General features: G+C 64.6%; 17 protein-coding genes and 1 pseudogene. 13 read left to right on the forward strand and 5 right to left on the reverse strand.

What is annotated here, in order from left to right; genetic code table 11:
- The first annotated feature begins 10 nt into the window (after positions 1-10).
- The 3 genes and pseudogenes from UB48_RS23125 to UB48_RS28240 all read left to right on the forward strand — a co-directional run.
- Positions 11-961 (forward strand): class I SAM-dependent methyltransferase, encoded by a 951-nt coding sequence (locus UB48_RS23125; RefSeq protein ID WP_045201275.1) that lies wholly within the window; start codon positions 11-13, stop codon positions 959-961.
- Positions 958-2,052, forward strand: a complete 1,095-nt coding sequence (locus UB48_RS23130; RefSeq protein WP_045201276.1) for a carboxylate-amine ligase — start codon at positions 958-960, stop codon at positions 2,050-2,052. The genes UB48_RS23125 and UB48_RS23130 overlap by 4 nt, the downstream gene beginning before the upstream one ends.
- Before the next feature lie 35 nt (positions 2,053-2,087).
- A pseudogene (locus UB48_RS28240) lies at positions 2,088-2,183 on the forward strand (LysR family transcriptional regulator); the annotation flags it as partial.
- Between the two features lie 4 nt (positions 2,184-2,187).
- Here UB48_RS28240 and UB48_RS23135 read toward each other — a convergent pair.
- The 3 genes from UB48_RS23135 to UB48_RS23145 form a co-directional block, all read right to left on the reverse strand.
- Positions 2,188-2,370, reverse strand: coding sequence for a DUF1289 domain-containing protein (locus UB48_RS23135; RefSeq protein ID WP_045201277.1), 183 nt, complete (start codon positions 2,368-2,370; stop codon positions 2,188-2,190).
- Between the two features lie 3 nt (positions 2,371-2,373).
- Entirely contained in the window at positions 2,374-2,685 is a 312-nt protein-coding gene (locus UB48_RS23140) for a hypothetical protein (protein ID WP_045201278.1), read from the reverse strand.
- Positions 2,686-2,860: 175 nt separating this feature from the next.
- Positions 2,861-3,196 (reverse strand): hypothetical protein, encoded by a 336-nt coding sequence (locus UB48_RS23145; RefSeq protein WP_038994655.1) that lies wholly within the window; start codon positions 3,194-3,196, stop codon positions 2,861-2,863.
- 151 nt (positions 3,197-3,347) lie between these two features.
- Between UB48_RS23145 and UB48_RS23150 the strand changes: the two genes are divergently transcribed.
- Complete coding sequence (locus UB48_RS23150; RefSeq protein WP_045201279.1) at positions 3,348-4,103, forward strand: SDR family oxidoreductase; 756 nt, start codon at positions 3,348-3,350, stop codon at positions 4,101-4,103.
- 25 nt (positions 4,104-4,128) lie between these two features.
- Here the strand turns inward: UB48_RS23150 and UB48_RS23155 are convergent, their stop codons facing one another.
- Both UB48_RS23155 and UB48_RS23160 read right to left on the reverse strand, forming a co-directional pair.
- The gene (locus UB48_RS23155) at positions 4,129-5,364 is read right to left on the reverse strand and encodes a DUF1835 domain-containing protein (RefSeq protein WP_045201280.1); all 1,236 of its coding nucleotides are present in this window, start codon (positions 5,362-5,364) and stop codon (positions 4,129-4,131) included.
- A 153-nt stretch (positions 5,365-5,517) separates the two neighbouring features.
- Positions 5,518-6,414, reverse strand: a complete 897-nt coding sequence (locus UB48_RS23160) for a LysR family transcriptional regulator (RefSeq protein WP_045201281.1) — start codon at positions 6,412-6,414, stop codon at positions 5,518-5,520.
- Between the two features lie 81 nt (positions 6,415-6,495).
- Here UB48_RS23160 and UB48_RS23165 point away from each other — a divergent pair, with 81 nt between their 5' ends.
- From UB48_RS23165 to UB48_RS23205, 9 genes are all read left to right on the forward strand, one after another.
- Positions 6,496-7,926, forward strand: a complete 1,431-nt coding sequence (locus tag UB48_RS23165) for an MFS transporter (RefSeq protein WP_045201282.1) — start codon at positions 6,496-6,498, stop codon at positions 7,924-7,926.
- A gap of 55 nt (positions 7,927-7,981) precedes the next feature.
- Positions 7,982-8,437: a GNAT family N-acetyltransferase gene (locus UB48_RS23170; RefSeq protein ID WP_045201283.1), complete on the forward strand. Its 456-nt coding sequence runs from the start codon at positions 7,982-7,984 to the stop codon at positions 8,435-8,437.
- 204 nt (positions 8,438-8,641) lie between these two features.
- Complete coding sequence (locus UB48_RS23175; RefSeq protein WP_045201284.1) at positions 8,642-8,899, forward strand: hypothetical protein; 258 nt, start codon at positions 8,642-8,644, stop codon at positions 8,897-8,899.
- A 426-nt stretch (positions 8,900-9,325) separates the two neighbouring features.
- The gene (locus UB48_RS23180; RefSeq protein ID WP_045201285.1) at positions 9,326-10,045 is read left to right on the forward strand and encodes a GntR family transcriptional regulator; all 720 of its coding nucleotides are present in this window, start codon (positions 9,326-9,328) and stop codon (positions 10,043-10,045) included.
- Complete coding sequence (locus UB48_RS23185) at positions 10,042-10,830, forward strand: SDR family oxidoreductase (protein ID WP_045201286.1); 789 nt, start codon at positions 10,042-10,044, stop codon at positions 10,828-10,830. Before UB48_RS23180 ends, UB48_RS23185 begins: the two co-directional genes overlap by 4 nt.
- A gap of 59 nt (positions 10,831-10,889) precedes the next feature.
- Entirely contained in the window at positions 10,890-11,822 is a 933-nt protein-coding gene (locus UB48_RS23190) for a 3-keto-5-aminohexanoate cleavage protein (RefSeq protein WP_045201287.1), read from the forward strand.
- 72 nt (positions 11,823-11,894) lie between these two features.
- Positions 11,895-13,241, forward strand: a complete 1,347-nt coding sequence (locus UB48_RS23195; RefSeq protein ID WP_045201288.1) for an MFS transporter — start codon at positions 11,895-11,897, stop codon at positions 13,239-13,241.
- A gap of 401 nt (positions 13,242-13,642) precedes the next feature.
- Positions 13,643-14,512, forward strand: a complete 870-nt coding sequence (locus UB48_RS23200) for an RNA ligase family protein (RefSeq protein ID WP_045201289.1) — start codon at positions 13,643-13,645, stop codon at positions 14,510-14,512.
- Between the two features lies 1 nt (position 14,513).
- Positions 14,514-15,650, forward strand: a complete 1,137-nt coding sequence (locus tag UB48_RS23205; protein ID WP_045201290.1) for an AAA family ATPase — start codon at positions 14,514-14,516, stop codon at positions 15,648-15,650.
- Positions 15,651-15,672: the final 22 nt, after the last annotated feature.

A 15,672-nucleotide genomic window follows, 5' to 3' on the forward strand; every position in this document is an offset into this window, starting at 1 on the left:
GAGGCTGACCATGCAATTGACCGAGGCGCAACGCCAGGCCGATCAGGCCTTGCTGCAACTGGGGCGGCGGCTGCTGGCCGATGGCTATCGCTTTACCAGCGTCACGCCCTTGACCCAGTGGCGCAATAACCAGCGCGAGGGTGCAGAACAGTCTCATACCCTGCGCGATATTTTCGGCTGGAACCGGCCCTTTGCGCCCGCGCTGCTGTCAGCGGACGAGCTGGCGCAGCTGCAACGGGCGCAGATCCTCGACGAGCATGAACAGCTGCTGCGCAGCCGGGTACGCTGGTCGAGCCTGCATGATCTGCTGTTCGTTCACTCCGGTTTTCCCACCGACAGTACGGACGCGGTGTTCTTCGGCCCGGACAGCTACCGCTTCGCCCAATTGATCGAAGCGCACCTGCAGCAAAGTTTCGCCAGCATCAACCACGCCGTGGATATCGGTTGCGGTGCCGGGGTCGGCGCGGTGCTGATCGCCCGTGCCCGCCGGCATGCGCAGGTCAGCGCCGTGGACATCAACCCGCAGGCCCTGCGCCTGACCGCTATCAACGTCGCCCTGGCGGAGCTGGCCAACGTCTCGGTCGAGCACAGCGATGTGCTCCAGGGCATCAGCGGCAGATTCGACCTGATTGTCGCCAACCCGCCGTACATGCTCGACGCCAGTGAGCGCGCCTATCGGCATGGTGGCGGCGCCCTGGGCGCCGGGCTGTCGTTGCGGATCGTTGAACAAGCACTGCCACGCCTGGCGCCGGGCGGCACCTTGCTACTGTACACCGGGGTGGCCATGGTTGATGGTCGCGACCCGTTCCTGGCAGCTTTGCAAGCGCCTTTGGCGTCCGCCGACTGGGCCTGGCATTACCATGAACTGGACCCCGACGTGTTCGGCGAACAACTGCTCGAGCCCGGTTACCAGCAGGTCGAACGCATCGCTGCGGTGGCCTTGAGCGTTACACGTCGATGAACAGCCCTTGCGGCTTTGGCATCGAGGAAGAATACCTGCTGGTCGAGCTCGCCAGCGGGCGCATGCTCGCCGCGCCGTCGGCGGCGCAGATCGACCTGTGCCGCCAGGTACTTGGTGCACACTTTGCCCAGGAGATGTTCAAGGGCCAGATCGAGGTGGCATCTCCGGTGTTCAGCAGCTTGGCCCAGGCGCGGGAATTTCTCGCCGGCAGTCGCACGCAACTGGCACAGGTACTGGCCGAAGAAGGCATCGGCCTGTTGAGCGCCGGCAGTCACCCCATGGGCGGCTGGCGCAAGCAGCAGCCTGCTGACGACGAACACTTTCGCCAGTTGTTCGACGACTACCAGCAGGTGGCCCGGCGCAGCCTGTTGTGCGGCCTGCATGTGCACGTCGGGGTACCGCCCGGACACGACCGCATCCAGCTGATCAACCAGTTGCTACCCTGGTTGCCGCTGGTGTTGCTGCTCAGTACTTCATCGCCGTTCTGGGAAGGCCAGCCGACCGGCTACATGAGCTATCGCCAGGTGGCCTGCGGGGAATGGCCGCACATGGGCCTGCCGGAGCGCTTGAATGACTGGCAGGCCTTCGAGCGCTACCTGGCCCTGCTGCGGCGCACCGGGTCGTTGCGCGAAGGGTTTGACTGCTGGTGGGCGATCCGCCCGTCGCGGCGTTTCCCCACGGTGGAGCTGCGCATCGCCGATGCCTGCCCGAACCTTGACGATGCATTGTGCATTGCCGGGTTGTTCCGCTGTATGGTCGAGCATTATCTGGCGCAACCACGTACCACCGTGCACCTGAGCCGCGAAGCCCACTGGATTGCCCAGGAGAACTACTGGCGGGCCATGCGCCATGGCCGCCATGGGCAGTTCATTTGCCTGGAGGACGAAGGGCAGGGCAGCGCCGGGCAGTGGCTGGCGCGGGCGCAAGCGCTGTTTGCCGATGCTGCGCAGGGGGTTGACGTTGATCGCAGCTTTGCCCGGGCGCAGGTGATTGTTGCCCAGGGGAGCAGTGCCGACCGGCAATTGGCGATGGCGCAGCAGGGGATGTTGGCGGTGGTGCAGGGGTTGTTGCAAGAGGTCAAATCGTGTTGACGCCATCGCGGCTCAAGTCGAGGCGTCGCACCGCCGCTCGGCCGTTCATTTTGCTCTACCCCCACGCCCGGCATGTGCCGCTGCGGGTGCGGGCCTTTATTGATTTCCTGATTCAGGATGCAGCTGGCTGAAACGCTAGCCCTTGGCTTTTTTCAGGCTTTTCATCCGCTGCTTGGCGCGCTGCACGGCAGCCATTTTTTCCGGGCGTTTCATGCGCTTCCATTTGCGGATGTCGTCCTTGCTGCGGCCGCAGCTCAGGCACAGGTCGCCGCTCAACTGGCACACGGCGATGCAGGGGTTTTCGATGTCCTTGGCCATGTGTCAGCCGCGCTGTTCGATGTCGAACTGCACGTGAGGTGCGAGCGGATGCAATTCGACGTCGGCTTCTTGCAAAGCCAAGGCCGTCAGCTCGATCATCCGCTCACCTTGTCCGCTGGCCAGGGCGTGTTCCTTGGCAGCCCGGGTTTCGAAAACCCAGATCACCTGCAAACTGGAAGGGAAGCGTGTGTAATCGACCAGGTGGGTGAGCCAGGCAAAACCGACGATTTCGGCCTTGGCGGTCTCGCAGGCTTCGGTCAGGGTGGCGACCAGACGGCGGTCAAGCTGCGCCTGTTGGCGTTTGCTCAGTGGCATGGCGGTAAGGGTCTTTGCGGGAGGAGAGGCGATCATACGCTATCTGAGCGCGCCACCCGGAACTGGGCGCAGCGGTGCCGGGTCTTGCGCCAATCCTGTGGGAGCGGGCTTGCCCCGCGATCGAGCGCGAAGCGGTCGTGGTTCAGGCACGCTCCTACACCGGTGGCTGCGGGGCTTACTGAACGTTGTGCAGCTTGACCACATCACCCGAGACACGGGTGGTGTAGCCGGTCAGTACCCAGGCCCAGAACCAGTTTTCCTGGACCTGGGTGTTGATCATCGCGTCGCCGCCCTTGGCCTTGATCGCGGCATTCTGGGCGCGCACGAAGCGGCTGTTCTGACGCACTGGAATGACGCCCAGTACCAGCAGACCGGTGGCGCTGGCTTCGCTGTGGCCGATCACGGTGTACTGGTCGGCGTTGTAGTGCTGGGTTTTCATCGGGGTGCCGGTGCAACCTGCCAGGGCCAGGACGAACAGGCCGCAGGCGACAACTTTGCTCAGGTTTTTCACTGCATAACTCCATGACAATTGGCCCGGGATCCATCTCTCGAGCGGCGCATACTTTACCGGATCAGCCAGGATCACGCTCGTCTGCCGGCGCTCGGCCTACCGCTACCCGGCGTAAAATACTGGGTTGCGACCCTCCCGCGGAGCAGCAGCCATGAAAATCGTCGTGATCGGTGGTACCGGCCTGATCGGCACCCAGTTGTGCAACAACCTGCGCGCCAACGGCCACAAGGTGCTCGCCGCCTCGCCCAAGACTGGCGTCGATACCCTCACCGGCGAAGGCCTGGAGCAAGCGCTGCAGGGCACCGATGTAGTGGTCGATGTGGCCAACTCGCCGTCCTTTGACGACGCTGCCGTGCTGGCGTTTTTCCAGAGCTCCGGGCGCAACCTGCTGGCCGCCGAGCAAAAGGCCGAGGTCCGGCACCACATCGCCCTCTCGGTGGTGGGCACCGAGCGCATGCAGGACAGTGGCTACTTTCGCGCCAAGCTGGCCCAGGAAGAGCTGATCAAGGCCTCAGGCAGGCCCTATACCATCCTGCGCGCTACGCAATTTTTCGAGTTCATGGGCGCCATCGCTTATTCCGGTGCCGACGGCAACCGCGTGCGCCTGACCAACGCCGCGTTGCAGCCGGTGGCCTCATCCGACGTGGCCCTGGCCCTGGCCAACCTTGCCGAGCAGGCGCCGGCCAACCGCACTCTCGAAATCGCCGGCCCTGATCGCCTGCCGCTGGCTGATTTCGTGCGCAGCTACCTGCAGCACAATCAAGATGCCCGCGAGGTGATAGCCGACCCCGAGGCCACCTATTTCGGGGCGCCGATCGACGACCGCTCACTGACCCCGGATGAAGGTGCGATCCTTGGCTTGCTGCACTTTCAGACCTGGTTGAAAACCACCGCCGTGCAACGCTGAGCCGTTGCACAGGGACCTGACTTCTTTACCTGCGCCACACCGGCCACAGGTCGCTGCCCAGCGCCCAATGCCCTTGCCCGGGCAGCAGGGGCACACCACCGACCCAGCGCTCGGGGGCCTGCTGCTCAAGCCAGTTGGCCTGGCCCGCCAGCACCTGCTCGCCCAGCGGGGTGAGGCTCAGGGGCCGGCGCGGCCAGTCCAGCTCAGCCTGCGCCTGGATGAGCAGCGGCGTCGGCGAATCGATCAGCGGGCGCAGCAGGGCATGGAACATCATGTCGCCCAGGTAGGGCAGTGGCTCGCGCTTGCCCATCAGTTCGGCAAACACCCGGCCGAACGGCACCTCGCCGAACTCGTTGATGATCTGCAGCGCCAGGCGTTCGCTCAGCGACAGACCGTCGTCCACGCCCGGCAGCTCCTGCAACTGGCGTAGCAGCGCTGGGGCGAGCAAGGGCAGGGCCAGGTCCTGGCGATGGGCCAACTGTGCCCAGGCCAGTGGCGAGGGGGCGCAATACGCTGCCCAGGCCTCGCGCGCCAGTTGCAGCATGGGCCCATCCACTGCCCGGCGCTGCGGCCACAACCAGGCCAATACGTCCGGGGCCAACTGGCCGATGCCGATAAACCGCTCGACCCCGGGCATTCTGTCAATCTCGATCAGCTCCAGGCGCTGCGGCGGCTTGGCCAAGCCGGCCAGCACGCGGATCAAAAACAGCTGGTCATAGGCATCCGCCTCGCACCAGAGCACCGCGCTGGGGCAGCCGTCGAGGCGGGCCAGGTCGGCGTATTCGGTGTCCATCTTGCGCTGTACTTCGGCGAGCTCCAGGCCATAGGCCTGGCTGATGTAGTCGCTGCGCAGGGCGCGGTAAGGCACTGTCGGCACGTCGCGCACCGGGCCCATCACCAGCGGGTCGCTGAGCATCTGAAAGGCGCCGGTGAAGCCGGCCAGGCGCAGGCTGTGGCTGATGTCGTTGCCGCAGCGCCAATGCTGGGTGGCGGCTTCGTCATCGGCAGTAAATTGCGGGTGGCGGGCGGCAAACTCGATGGCCTCGACATGCGCCTTGAGCTTGGGCCAGCTGGCAAAGCCCAGATCGCGGGCAATCAGCCACTGGGCATCGGCCAGGCGCGGTGAGGCAGGGCCGAGTAGCGCCAGTTGCTCGGGCGCGGTACCGCTGCGCAGGCGCTGCAGCAACTCCTTGGCGCGTTTGCGTTGTTGTTCAAGATTGATGCGCCCGTCATGGGACGGCGACGACAGTCGAGCAGGCATACGAACTCCTTGTGCGAGCCTTGTCCGCTGTCAGGCCGGGAGTCGTAGACAAAAATGTGGGGTGTACAGCCTGGGCGCAGCCCTTTCCGCGGACGGGTGGCGTGGTTGACGCCGGCTGCGACTATAGGCCCGGCGCCCGGCAAAAGGCAATCGTCAGCTCCAGGCGCGCGGCCAGCACTCCTGCAGCAGGTCGCTGAACACCTTCAGGCGCGGCGAGTGCTGGCGCGACGGCGGGTAGACCAATGCCAGTTCACGCCAGCGCCCGGAAAACGGCTCCAGCACCGGCACCAGACGCCCGTCGGCCAGGGCCTGGCGGGCGACGAAATCCATCACCTGGACAATGCCGAACCCCTGCAGCGCGGCATCGATCAGCGGGTCGCCGACATCGAACAGCAGCTGCCCGCTGACCTGCACGTCGACCCGCTTGCCGTCCTGGACGAACTGCCAGTCGACCCGGCGCCCGAGGTAGGGGTTATGCACCACCAGGCAGTTGTGCCGGGCCAGGTCTTCGAGGGTCTGCGGCATGCCGTGGCGGGCCAGGTAGGCGGGGGAGGCGACGGTCACCCAGTGCATCGGCGCCAGCGGCCGGGCCACCAGGCGCACATCGCTGAGCGGGCCGATGCGCACCGCGGCGTCGAAGCCTTCTTCGGCGAGGTCGACCAGGCGATCGGTCATGGTCGCATCCACCACCAGTTGGGGATGGCGTTGGGTCAGTTCGCCCAGCAGCGGCAGGATGACGATCCGGCCAAAGGCCGAGGGCAGGCTCAGGCGCAGGGTGCCGCTGGGTTCGCAGCGGCGGTCGAGCAGCAGTTGCTCGGCTTCCTCGAAGCCGGCCAGCAAGGGGGCGCAACGCTCGCGCAGTAGCAGGCCGTCGGCGCTCAGGCTGACGCTGCGGGTGTTGCGGTGCAGCAGCTTGACCCCCAGTTGCTCTTCCAGGCGGCGGATTGCCCGCGACAAGCCTGACTGGGTCAAGCCGGTGCTGGCGGCCGCGGCGGTAAAACTGCGCAGCTCGGCGACCTTGAGCAGCAGGGCAACGGTGTTCAGATCCATGATTAAAGTCATTACTGAAAGAACTGGCAGCGTATTTATCATGCCTGGCGCATGAAAGACACTGGCGCCTTCTTGCCAAGGATGCCCCGCATGTCGACTCCCACCCCGCGCCACCCTGCATTGATGCTGCTGTTGCTGGCGTGCGCCCAACTGATCATTGCCCTGGACTACACCATTGTTTTCGTCGCCTTGCCGACCATTGGCGAGCACCTGGCCATCGGCCCGCGCCAGTTGCAATGGATCATCAGCGCCTTCGGCGTGGCCTTTGGCGGCTGCCTGCTGCTTGGCGGACGCGCCGCCGACCTGCTCGGCCGCAGGCGCCTGTATCGGCTTGGCCAGGGCTTGTTCGCCATCGCCTCGCTGGCCGGCGGTCTGACCCATCAGGCCGAGATCCTGGTGCTGGCGCGGGCGCTGCAGGGGTTGGCGGGTGCCTTGCTGTTCCCCGCGACCCTGGCGCTGATCAACAGCCAGTACGCCGAAGGTGCGCCGCGCACTCGCGCCCTGGCGATCTGGAGCGCCGCTTCGGCCGCGGGCCTGGCCCTCGGCGCCTTGCTCGGCGGCATCCTCACCCAGTGGTTGGGCTGGCAGGCGGTATTTCTGGTCAATGTGCCGCTGGCGGGGGCTTGCGCCTGGGCCGCCGGCTACTGGATTCCGATCGACCCGCCACGGGCCCAGGGGCGCTCGTTTGATCTGGCCGGTGCCCTGACCATCACCCTCGGCGGCAGCCTGCTGGTGCTGGCGCTGATCGAAGGGCCGAGCTGGGGCTGGCAACGGCCGCTGTTCTGGACCGTGCTGGCGGCCGCACTCATCTGCCTGGCGGTGTTTGTGGTGATCGAAACCCGCAGCCGCGACCCGTTGATGCCGCTGCGCCTGCTGCGCACCCCGGGCCTGCGCGCGGCCATGGGCCTGACCGCAGTGTTCATGGCCAGCTTCAGCGTGCAGTACTACTTCCTGGCCTTGTACTTCCAGCAGGTCTACGGCTACAGCGTGCTTGCCAGCGGCCTGGCGTTTTTGCCGGCGACCCTGGTGTGCACCCTGGGCATCGGCATTGCCGAACGGGCGCTGGCCCGCCTGGGTTTGCGCAGCACCTTGATTATCGGCTTGCTGGCCGGCGGCCTGGGTATCCTCTGGCTCGGCTGGATGTTGCCCGGGGATGGCGCTTTTGCCCGCCTGCTGGCGCCGATTGCCTTGCTCAGCATCGGCCAGGGCATGACCTGGACGGCCATGTGGGTGTGCGCCGGGCAGGGGGTTGAGGCGGCCGAGCAGGGCGTGGCGTCAGGGATGGCGTCTACCGTCCAGCAGATTGGCGGGGCGTTGGGCCTGGCGCTGCTGGTGGGGTTGGCCAACCAGGGGCTCGACGGCTTGAGCGGCGCAGCCTGGCAGCAAGGTTACGCGCTGGGCTTGCAGCGTGCAGTACTGGTCAGCGGCGGGATCGCGCTATTGGGTGTGCTGATCGCCCTGGCGTTGCCTGGCAAGGTTCGCAGCACTTCAACAGAGGCTCAAGGCTGTTAGCCGGCTTTGACACACGGCACACTGGCGTCCCGACCCTGACTCACGGAACGAGCCGATGCCCCTGCACATTCGCCCCGCCACGCCCGCCGACGCCAGCGCCATCAGCGCGGTGATCATCCAGTCCTTGCAGCAGACCAACGCCGCCGATTATTCGGCGGCGCTGATCGCCCAGGTCGAGCAGAGCTTTACTGCAGAGCGAATACTGGCCTTGCTTGAGCAGCGCCAGGTGCTGGTGGCGCTGCTCGACCAGCAGTTGGTTGCCACTGCCAGCCTGCACGGCAATGTGCTGCGCAGCGTGTTTGTGGCGCCAGGGGTGCAGGGCACCGGCGTGGGTCGTGCGCTGATGCAGGCGCTTGAAAACCTGGCCCGGCAAGCGGGGCAGATGGTGCTGCGGGTGCCGTCATCAATCACTGCAGAGGGGTTTTATGCCCGGCTCGGCTACGCCAAAGTCCGCGAGGTGATGGAGGGGGAGGAGCGGATCATCGTCATGGAGCGCGTTATAGGTCATTGAAATTCATGGCGCAATAGCGGTACTCGCCGCCGTTTGCACCCCTCTTTGCGCGCGGGGTACCTGGCATTTATGTCAGGTGACGCTGTTGTTCTCGATCGATAGCATCAACGGGGCCGAGGTGTTTGGTTGCAGGCAGTCAGCGAAGGTTTCAGGCACCGGGCAACAACCACCCTGTAAATCGAATTTGTGCAGGAGCACAAGCTGATGAATACATCCAGAAAAGCAGTGTTGGTCTGCGGGTTGATCTTGATGGCGTCGCCGCTGGCAGGCTGGGCCGAGACTGAAAAGTACATTTGTGAATACAGCAAGATGGAGGACAACCAGAAAAAGGATTTTGGATACGACTCTTATAAAGCATCCAGTGTCCAGGATGCCGAGAAGCAATCGCGGGCGGATCCATCCAACAAGGAAAAACAATCTGAAGACATCAAGCTTGAATGCAAGGTGTACGAAGAAGAGTAAGTGCCGTACCCACGCCGTACCCACGCCGGCTTTCAACGAAGGCGTTGTGGGCGCGGCGCTTTTGGAGGCGGTCAGCTCTGTCAAGCGTATGTTGTAACTGGTCGCTATCAATTCGCGATCAGCCTGCGCTGGTTGACCCTGAGATCGATACATGAAGCTGATCGCCACCTGCCTGCACGCAATACTCGCCAGCGCGTGCAGCGTTGGCAACAGGCGCTGGAGCAGATGCGGGCTGACGGTCGGTTGCAGCAGCGCTGGCCGAGTGACCTGGCGACGCCGCCGACACCACGATAATCATTACCCGAGCCTGACAGATGCCCTGCCCCTAACCGTCAGGGCGTTTCGTCGTTGTCGCTGATATCATTTGACATATTTGATTTGTGATCACATATTCGTATCACAAGAACGACAACACAGGCTTTTTCCATGACCGACCGTCCCGTCCTGTTGCCGGCCCTGCGCCAGGTGTCCCGCGATACCCTGCAAGACCAGGTCTACCGGCAGATCCGCGAAGCGCTGATGAGCGGGCGTTTTCAGCCCGGGCAGAAGCTGACCATCCGTGGCCTGGCCGAAGCGCTGGGTTCCAGCCCCATGCCGGTGCGTGAAGCACTGCAGCGCCTGAGCGCCGAAAATGCCTTTGAAGTCACTGAAACCTCGCGCCTGCGGGTACGGGTGATGACCACTGAACGCCTGCGCGAAATCCGCGATGCGCGGGTGGCCCTCGAAGGCTTGCTGGCCGAGAAGGCCGTGGCCCATCTGGGCGATGCCGACCTGGCTGAAATCACCGAGCTCTGCGTGCAGATGCAGGCCGCCGCCGACAAGGTCGACGTGCCGGCTTACCTGTGGGGCAACTTTGCCTTTCACCGGCGCATTTATGCCGTGGCCCAGGCTGAACTGACCGTCGCCGCGGTGGAGAATTTCTGGCTGCACATGGGCCCGTGCTTTGCCCTGGTCGCCCCGGACAAAGCCCACCTGCAGCGCTCGATGCAAGCCCACGACCGCATCGTCGCCGCCCTGGCCGACCGCGATGCGGCGGCGGCGCGGGCGGCGGTGACCGACGACATCATGCAGGCCGCCGACTCCCTGGCGCGCCTGCTGGTCAACAACGACCGCGCGCGGTCTGTTTCTGGAGTGAAAAAAGCATGAGCGTTCTCAAGCGTCTGACGCCGTATCCGGGCCTGCGGGTGTTGATTTCCGGCGGCGCCGCCGGTATCGGTGAAGTGCTGGCGGCGGCCTATATCGAAGCCGGGGCCAGGGTGCATGTCTGTGATGTCAGCGAGGCGGCCCTGGCGGCGTTTCGCGACCGCTACCCAGGCAGCGTCGCCACCCGCGCCGACGTCGGCGATGCGGCGCAGATAGAGGCGCTGTTCAAGGTTCAGCGCGAGCAGTTCGGCGGCCTCGATGTGCTGGTCAACAACGCCGGCATCGCCGGGCCTACCGCCGGTATCGATGCCATCAGCGACGACGACTGGCAGCGCACCATCGACATCAACCTGACCGCGCAATACCGCTTCGCCCACCACGCAGTGCCGCTGCTCAAGGACTCGCCCAACGCCCACCTGCTGCACATCGCCTCGGTGGCCGGGCGCCTCGGTTACGCCTGGCGCACGCCGTATGCGGCGACCAAATGGGCCATCGTCGGCCTGATGAAATCCCTGGCTTCGGAGCTTGGCGACAGCGATATCCGCGTCAATGCCTTGCTGCCCGGCATCGTCGAAGGGCCGCGCATGGACGGGGTGATTCGCGCCCGTGCCGCGCAAGTGGGGGTATCCGAGGCGCTGATGCGCGAGGAGTACCTGAAGAAGATTTCCCTCAAGCGCATGGTCACTGCCGAAGACGTCGCCGCCACCGCCTTGTTCCTCTGCTCGCCAGCTGCCCGCAACATCACCGGGCAAGCCATCAGCGTCGATGGCAACGTCGAATACCTCTGAGCTGTACCTGCGCTTTTACCGCACTGCTTTCTCGCCAAGAATAAAAACGGAGAACACGCATGTCCAAGAAACGCCCGGTCATCATCACCTGCGCCGTCACCGGTGCCATCCATACGCCGTCGATGTCGCCGCACCTGCCGATCACCCCGCAACAAATCGCCGACGCCGCCATCGGTGCCGCCGAGGCGGGTGCTTCAATCGTTCACCTGCACGCCCGTGATCCGTTCGACGGCAAGCCCAGCCAGGACGTCGAGCTGTTTCGCCAGTTCCTGCCGCAGATCAAGGCGCAGAGCGATGTGGTGATCAACATCACCACCGGCGGCGCGCCGACCATGGGCGTTGAAGAGCGCCTGCAGCCGGTGGCCCAGCTCAAGCCGGAGCTGGCCTCGCTGAACATGGGCTCGATGAATTTCGGCCTGTACGAAATGCTCGAGCGCTTCACCGAGTTCAAGCACGACTGGGAGCGGCCGTACCTGGAAGAGAGCGACGACCGCATCTTTCGCAACACCTTCCGCGACATCACCTACATCCTCAACGCTTGCGCCGAGAACCGCACACGCTTCGAAATCGAGTGCTACGACATCGGTCACCTGTACACCGCCGCGCATTTCCTCCAGCGCGGGTTGCTCAAGGCGCCGTTGTTCATCCAGTCGGTGTTCGGCCTGCGCGGCGGCATCGGTGGCCACCCCGAAGACCTAGCGCACATGCGCCGCACCGCCGACCGCCTGTTTGGCGACAACTATGAGTGGTCGATCCTCGGCGCCGGGCGCAACCAGATCCCCCTGGGCACCATGGGCCTGGCCATGGGCAGCAACGTGCGCGTGGGCCTTGAGGACTCGCTGTGGGACGGCCCGGGCAAGCTGGCGGCGTCCAATGCCGAGCAGGTCAAGCGCATCCGCACGGTGATCGAAGCCCTCGGCGGGCGTGTCGCCAGCCCCGACGAGGCGCGAGAAATGCTCAGCCTCAAAGGCCGCTACGCAGTCGATTTCTAGCTTGCCTGCATGCCCCGGCCGAGCCTGGCCGGGGATGTTCCCATCGCTGTCGTCACACTAGAGATTCGTGCCATGACAATTACAAGATCGCCCGAAGAACTGACTGTGCCCCGTGATCCTGCAACCCTCAACCGGTTGCTGTTCGTCAAACTCATGCCGTTGCTGATCGCCGCCTATGTGCTGAGCTTTCTCGACCGCACCAACATCGCCCTGGCCAAGCATCAACTGGATGTCGACCTGGGCATTTCCGCGGCCGCCTACGGATTGGGCGCCGGGTTGTTTTTCCTTACCTATGCGCTGTCGGAAGTGCCCAGCAACCTGATCATGCACAGGGTCGGCGCACGCTTCTGGATTGCCCGGATCATGGTGACCTGGGGCCTGATTTCCGCCGCCATGGCCTTCGTCCAGGGCGAGACTTCGTTCTACGTGCTGCGCCTGTTGCTGGGCATCGCCGAGGCCGGCTTGTTCCCCGGGGTGATGCTCTACCTGACCTACTGGTTCGGCCGCGAACAGCGCGCCCGCGCTACCGGCTACTTCCTGCTCGGGGTGTGTTTTGCCAACATCATCGGCGGGCCGTTGGGCGCGGCGTTGATGCAGATGGACGGCCTGATGGGCTGGCATGGCTGGCAGTGGATGTTCATGCTCGAAGGCTTGCCGGCGGTGTTCTTCGCCTACGTAGTGTGGAAGAAGCTGCCCGACCGGCCGAGCAAGGCGCCGTGGCTGAGTAGCGCTGAAGCCGAGCAGATCGAACGCCAACTGGCCAGCGAGGCCGAGGAGGGCGCCGGCCACAGCGGGCACTCGCTCAAGCAGTGCCTGACGCCGCAGATCCTGTTGGCGATCTTTGTCTATTTCTGCCACCAGATCACCATCTACACGGTGATCTTTTTCCTGCCGGGGATTATCGGCAAGTACGGCGACCTGAGCGTGCTGCAGATCGGTTTTCTCACCTCCTTGCCGTGGCTGGCGGCAGCGGCCGGGGCGATCGTCCTGCCGCGGTTTGCCAGCACGGCGCAACGGGCGCGACGGATCCTGGTCAGCGGTTTGCTGACCATGGCCTTGGGCCTGGCCATCGCCTCCCAGGCGGGGCCGGTACTCAGCCTCTTGGGCTTTTGCCTGTCGGCGCTGATGTTCTTTGTGGTCCAGTCGATCATCTTCCTGTATCCGGCCTCGCGCCTCAAAGGTGCGGCGCTGGCGGGTGGCCTGGGCTTCGTCAACTCCTGCGGCTTGCTTGGCGGCTTCTTCGGGCCGTCGCTGATGGGCATGATCGAGCAAAGCACCGGCAATGCCGTGAACGGTTTGAAGTTCATCGCTGTAGTGCTGGTGGTGGCGGCCCTGGCGGCGCTGCGCTTGCGCCAGGGGCATGAGCGTAACAGCGCGAAGGGGGGAGCGCTCAACGACGCGCAGCGCCAATCTGCCTGAGGTTTTCACCGATACATTTGTGGGCGCTGGCTTGCCAGCGATGAGGCCAGTGCAGTCAGCACATGAAGTGTTGACTGGATTACGACCGCTGCGCGCTCGATCGCGGGCAAGACCCGCTCCCACAGGATGGGCGCAGTACCTGTAGGAGCGGCGGTGCGGCGACCCGACTTGACCCGCGATGAGGCCGTCCCAGACAACACAGCGCTTGACAGCCCACCCCCATCTCGTTTCCAATCCGCCCCCTCAGATCCACCACCCCTCATTATTTAGGTGAAGCCAGTGCCCCACGCCAACCAACACGCCTGATGCCGACGACGGACGTTTAAGCCTGTTGGTGCCTGCCTGCGCACGCACTTTCACCTGCCCGCTGTCGTCGGTTTTCGCCCTTTTGGAGAAGACCCATGACACTCGATATCCGCGAGCTCGCGCAGCTCGACCTGTTTAAGTACCCGCGCACCCCACACCTGCAAAGTTCTCGCCTGCAATCGGGCGATAGCGACCATGACCAACTGCCTTACAGCGAACTGAAGGGCCAGTACCTGGTGGTCGAGGAAAAGCTCGACGGCGCCAATGCCGCGATCAGTTTTTCTGCCGCCGGCGAGCTGTTGCTGCAGTCCCGTGGCCATTACCTGGCCGGCGGTAGCCGCGAGCGCCAGTTCAACCAGTTCAAGCAATGGGCGGCCTGCCATGAACACTGGCTGCTCGAGCACCTGGAAGACCGCTACGTGCTGTTCGGCGAGGTGATGAGCAAGCGCCACAGCGTGTTCTACGACCAGCTCCCGCACCTGTTCTTCGAGTTCGATATCTGGGACCGGGAGGCGCAGGTGTTCCTCTCCACCGCACGGCGCCAGCAGTTGCTTGCCGGCGGCCCGGTGTTGTCGGTACCGGTGCTGTTCCAAGGCATTGCACCGCCTCGGCTGAACGACCTGCTTGCCCTGGTCGGCCATTCCCAGGCCAAGTCGCAACGCTGGAAAGACGCGTTTGCCGAGGTCATCGCCCGTCAGCAACTGGACTTTGCCAAGGCCTGGAACCAGGGCGACCGCTCCGACCTGATGGAGGGCCTGTACCTGAAAATCGAAACCGCCGAGCACACCACCGGGCGGATCAAATGGGTGCGCCACGACTTTGTCCAGGCCATCCTCGAAGCCGATGAGCACCACCTGCGCCAGCCCTACATCCCCAACCTGCTGGCCGCCGGTGTCGACCTGTATGCGCCCGAGCCCCAGGTTACCTGGGCCAGCCTGCAGGCCGCCGAACAAGGAGTTGAATGATATGGACATGAACACATTGCGAGCGCTGATGCCCGGCCCCGGGCGCGCGGTCGACTACCCGGCGCTGCTCGAGGCGATCCCGTCTCTGCGCGCCTTGGCGGCAACCCCGCAGGACCCGGTCTACCACCAGGAGGGCGACGTCTGGACCCACACCATGATGGTGGTCGATGCCTTGCTCGCCGACCCTGCCTATCAGCGCGCCACCCCAGATCAGCAGTTCGTGCTGTTCTACGCTGCAGTGCTGCACGACATCGCCAAGCCGTCGTGCACGGTGATCGATGAAGTCACCGGCAAGATCGGCCAGCCCGGGCATTCGCGCCGCGGCGCGGTGGATGCGCGCATCTTGTTGTGGCAGGCCGCGGTGCCGTTTGAGCTGCGCGAAAGCATCTGCCGGATCATCAGCGTGCACCAGTTGCCGTTCTTTGCCCTGGCCGGGGACAAGAGCGGGCGTTCGGCCGAACAGATCCTCCATCGCCTGTCGTGGGAGTTGCCGGTGTGGATGCTCTGCGCCGTGGCCAGCGCCGACATGCAGGGCCGCGGCTTTGCCGGCAAGCAGGGGCTGCTCGATGACATCGAAGTATTTCGCCTGCTGGCCGAAGACGAAGGCTGCCTGGATCGACCCAAGGCCTTTGCCGACGATTACACCCGGCGCTGCTACTTTCGCGGTGCCTCGGTGCTGCCGCAGTACAGCCTGTACCGCGAGGTGCAGGGCTCGCAGGTGATCATGCTGGCGGGGCTGCCGGCCAGCGGCAAGGACACCTGGGTCAACCAGCACGCAGCGGATCTGGCCGTGGTGTCGTTCGACGATGCCCGCCAGGAGCTGGGCCTGAGCCATGGTGACAAAGGCCCGGTAGCGCAGTACGCGATCGACAAGGCCAAGACCTTGCTACGGCGCCGTGAGCCCTTCGTGTGGAACAGCACGCACTTGTCGCAACAGATGCGCAAGAAGACCCTCGACCTGCTCTACAGCTATGACGCCGACGTGCGCCTGGTGTACCTGGAGCAGAGCGAGCGCGAGCTGATGCGCCGCAACGCCCGTCGCGACACCACGCTGCGCAACAAGGATATCGAGCGCATGTACTTTCGCTGGGAAGTGCCGACGCCGGTGGAGGCGGATCGGCTTGAGTACCAGGTGTGAGGCCATGCAGGTTATGTGGGGC

This window comes from Pseudomonas sp. 2(2015) (assembly GCF_000955865.1).
Classification (GTDB): Bacteria; Pseudomonadota; Gammaproteobacteria; order Pseudomonadales; family Pseudomonadaceae; genus Aquipseudomonas.

Excerpts from the sequence above, each read along its gene's own strand:
- UB48_RS23180 (WP_045201285.1), top strand. The coding sequence starts at position 9,326 with ATGACCGACCGTCCCGTCCTGTTGCCGGCCCTGCGCCAGGTGTCCCGC.
- UB48_RS23205 (WP_045201290.1), top strand. The coding sequence starts at position 14,514 with ATGGACATGAACACATTGCGAGCGCTGATGCCCGGCCCCGGGCGCGCG.
- UB48_RS23175 (WP_045201284.1), top strand. The coding sequence starts at position 8,642 with ATGAATACATCCAGAAAAGCAGTGTTGGTCTGCGGGTTGATCTTGATG.
- UB48_RS23135 (WP_045201277.1), bottom strand. The coding sequence starts at position 2,370 with ATGGCCAAGGACATCGAAAACCCCTGCATCGCCGTGTGCCAGTTGAGC.
- UB48_RS23140 (WP_045201278.1), bottom strand. The coding sequence starts at position 2,685 with ATGCCACTGAGCAAACGCCAACAGGCGCAGCTTGACCGCCGTCTGGTC.
- UB48_RS23170 (WP_045201283.1), top strand. The coding sequence starts at position 7,982 with ATGCCCCTGCACATTCGCCCCGCCACGCCCGCCGACGCCAGCGCCATC.
- UB48_RS23125 (WP_045201275.1), top strand. The coding sequence starts at position 11 with ATGCAATTGACCGAGGCGCAACGCCAGGCCGATCAGGCCTTGCTGCAA.
- UB48_RS23155 (WP_045201280.1), bottom strand. The coding sequence starts at position 5,364 with ATGCCTGCTCGACTGTCGTCGCCGTCCCATGACGGGCGCATCAATCTT.
- UB48_RS23185 (WP_045201286.1), top strand. The coding sequence starts at position 10,042 with ATGAGCGTTCTCAAGCGTCTGACGCCGTATCCGGGCCTGCGGGTGTTG.
- UB48_RS23160 (WP_045201281.1), bottom strand. The coding sequence starts at position 6,414 with ATGGATCTGAACACCGTTGCCCTGCTGCTCAAGGTCGCCGAGCTGCGC.
- UB48_RS23130 (WP_045201276.1), top strand. The coding sequence starts at position 958 with ATGAACAGCCCTTGCGGCTTTGGCATCGAGGAAGAATACCTGCTGGTC.
- UB48_RS23200 (WP_045201289.1), top strand. The coding sequence starts at position 13,643 with ATGACACTCGATATCCGCGAGCTCGCGCAGCTCGACCTGTTTAAGTAC.
- UB48_RS23195 (WP_045201288.1), top strand. The coding sequence starts at position 11,895 with ATGACAATTACAAGATCGCCCGAAGAACTGACTGTGCCCCGTGATCCT.
- UB48_RS23165 (WP_045201282.1), top strand. The coding sequence starts at position 6,496 with ATGCCCCGCATGTCGACTCCCACCCCGCGCCACCCTGCATTGATGCTG.
- UB48_RS23150 (WP_045201279.1), top strand. The coding sequence starts at position 3,348 with ATGAAAATCGTCGTGATCGGTGGTACCGGCCTGATCGGCACCCAGTTG.
- UB48_RS23190 (WP_045201287.1), top strand. The coding sequence starts at position 10,890 with ATGTCCAAGAAACGCCCGGTCATCATCACCTGCGCCGTCACCGGTGCC.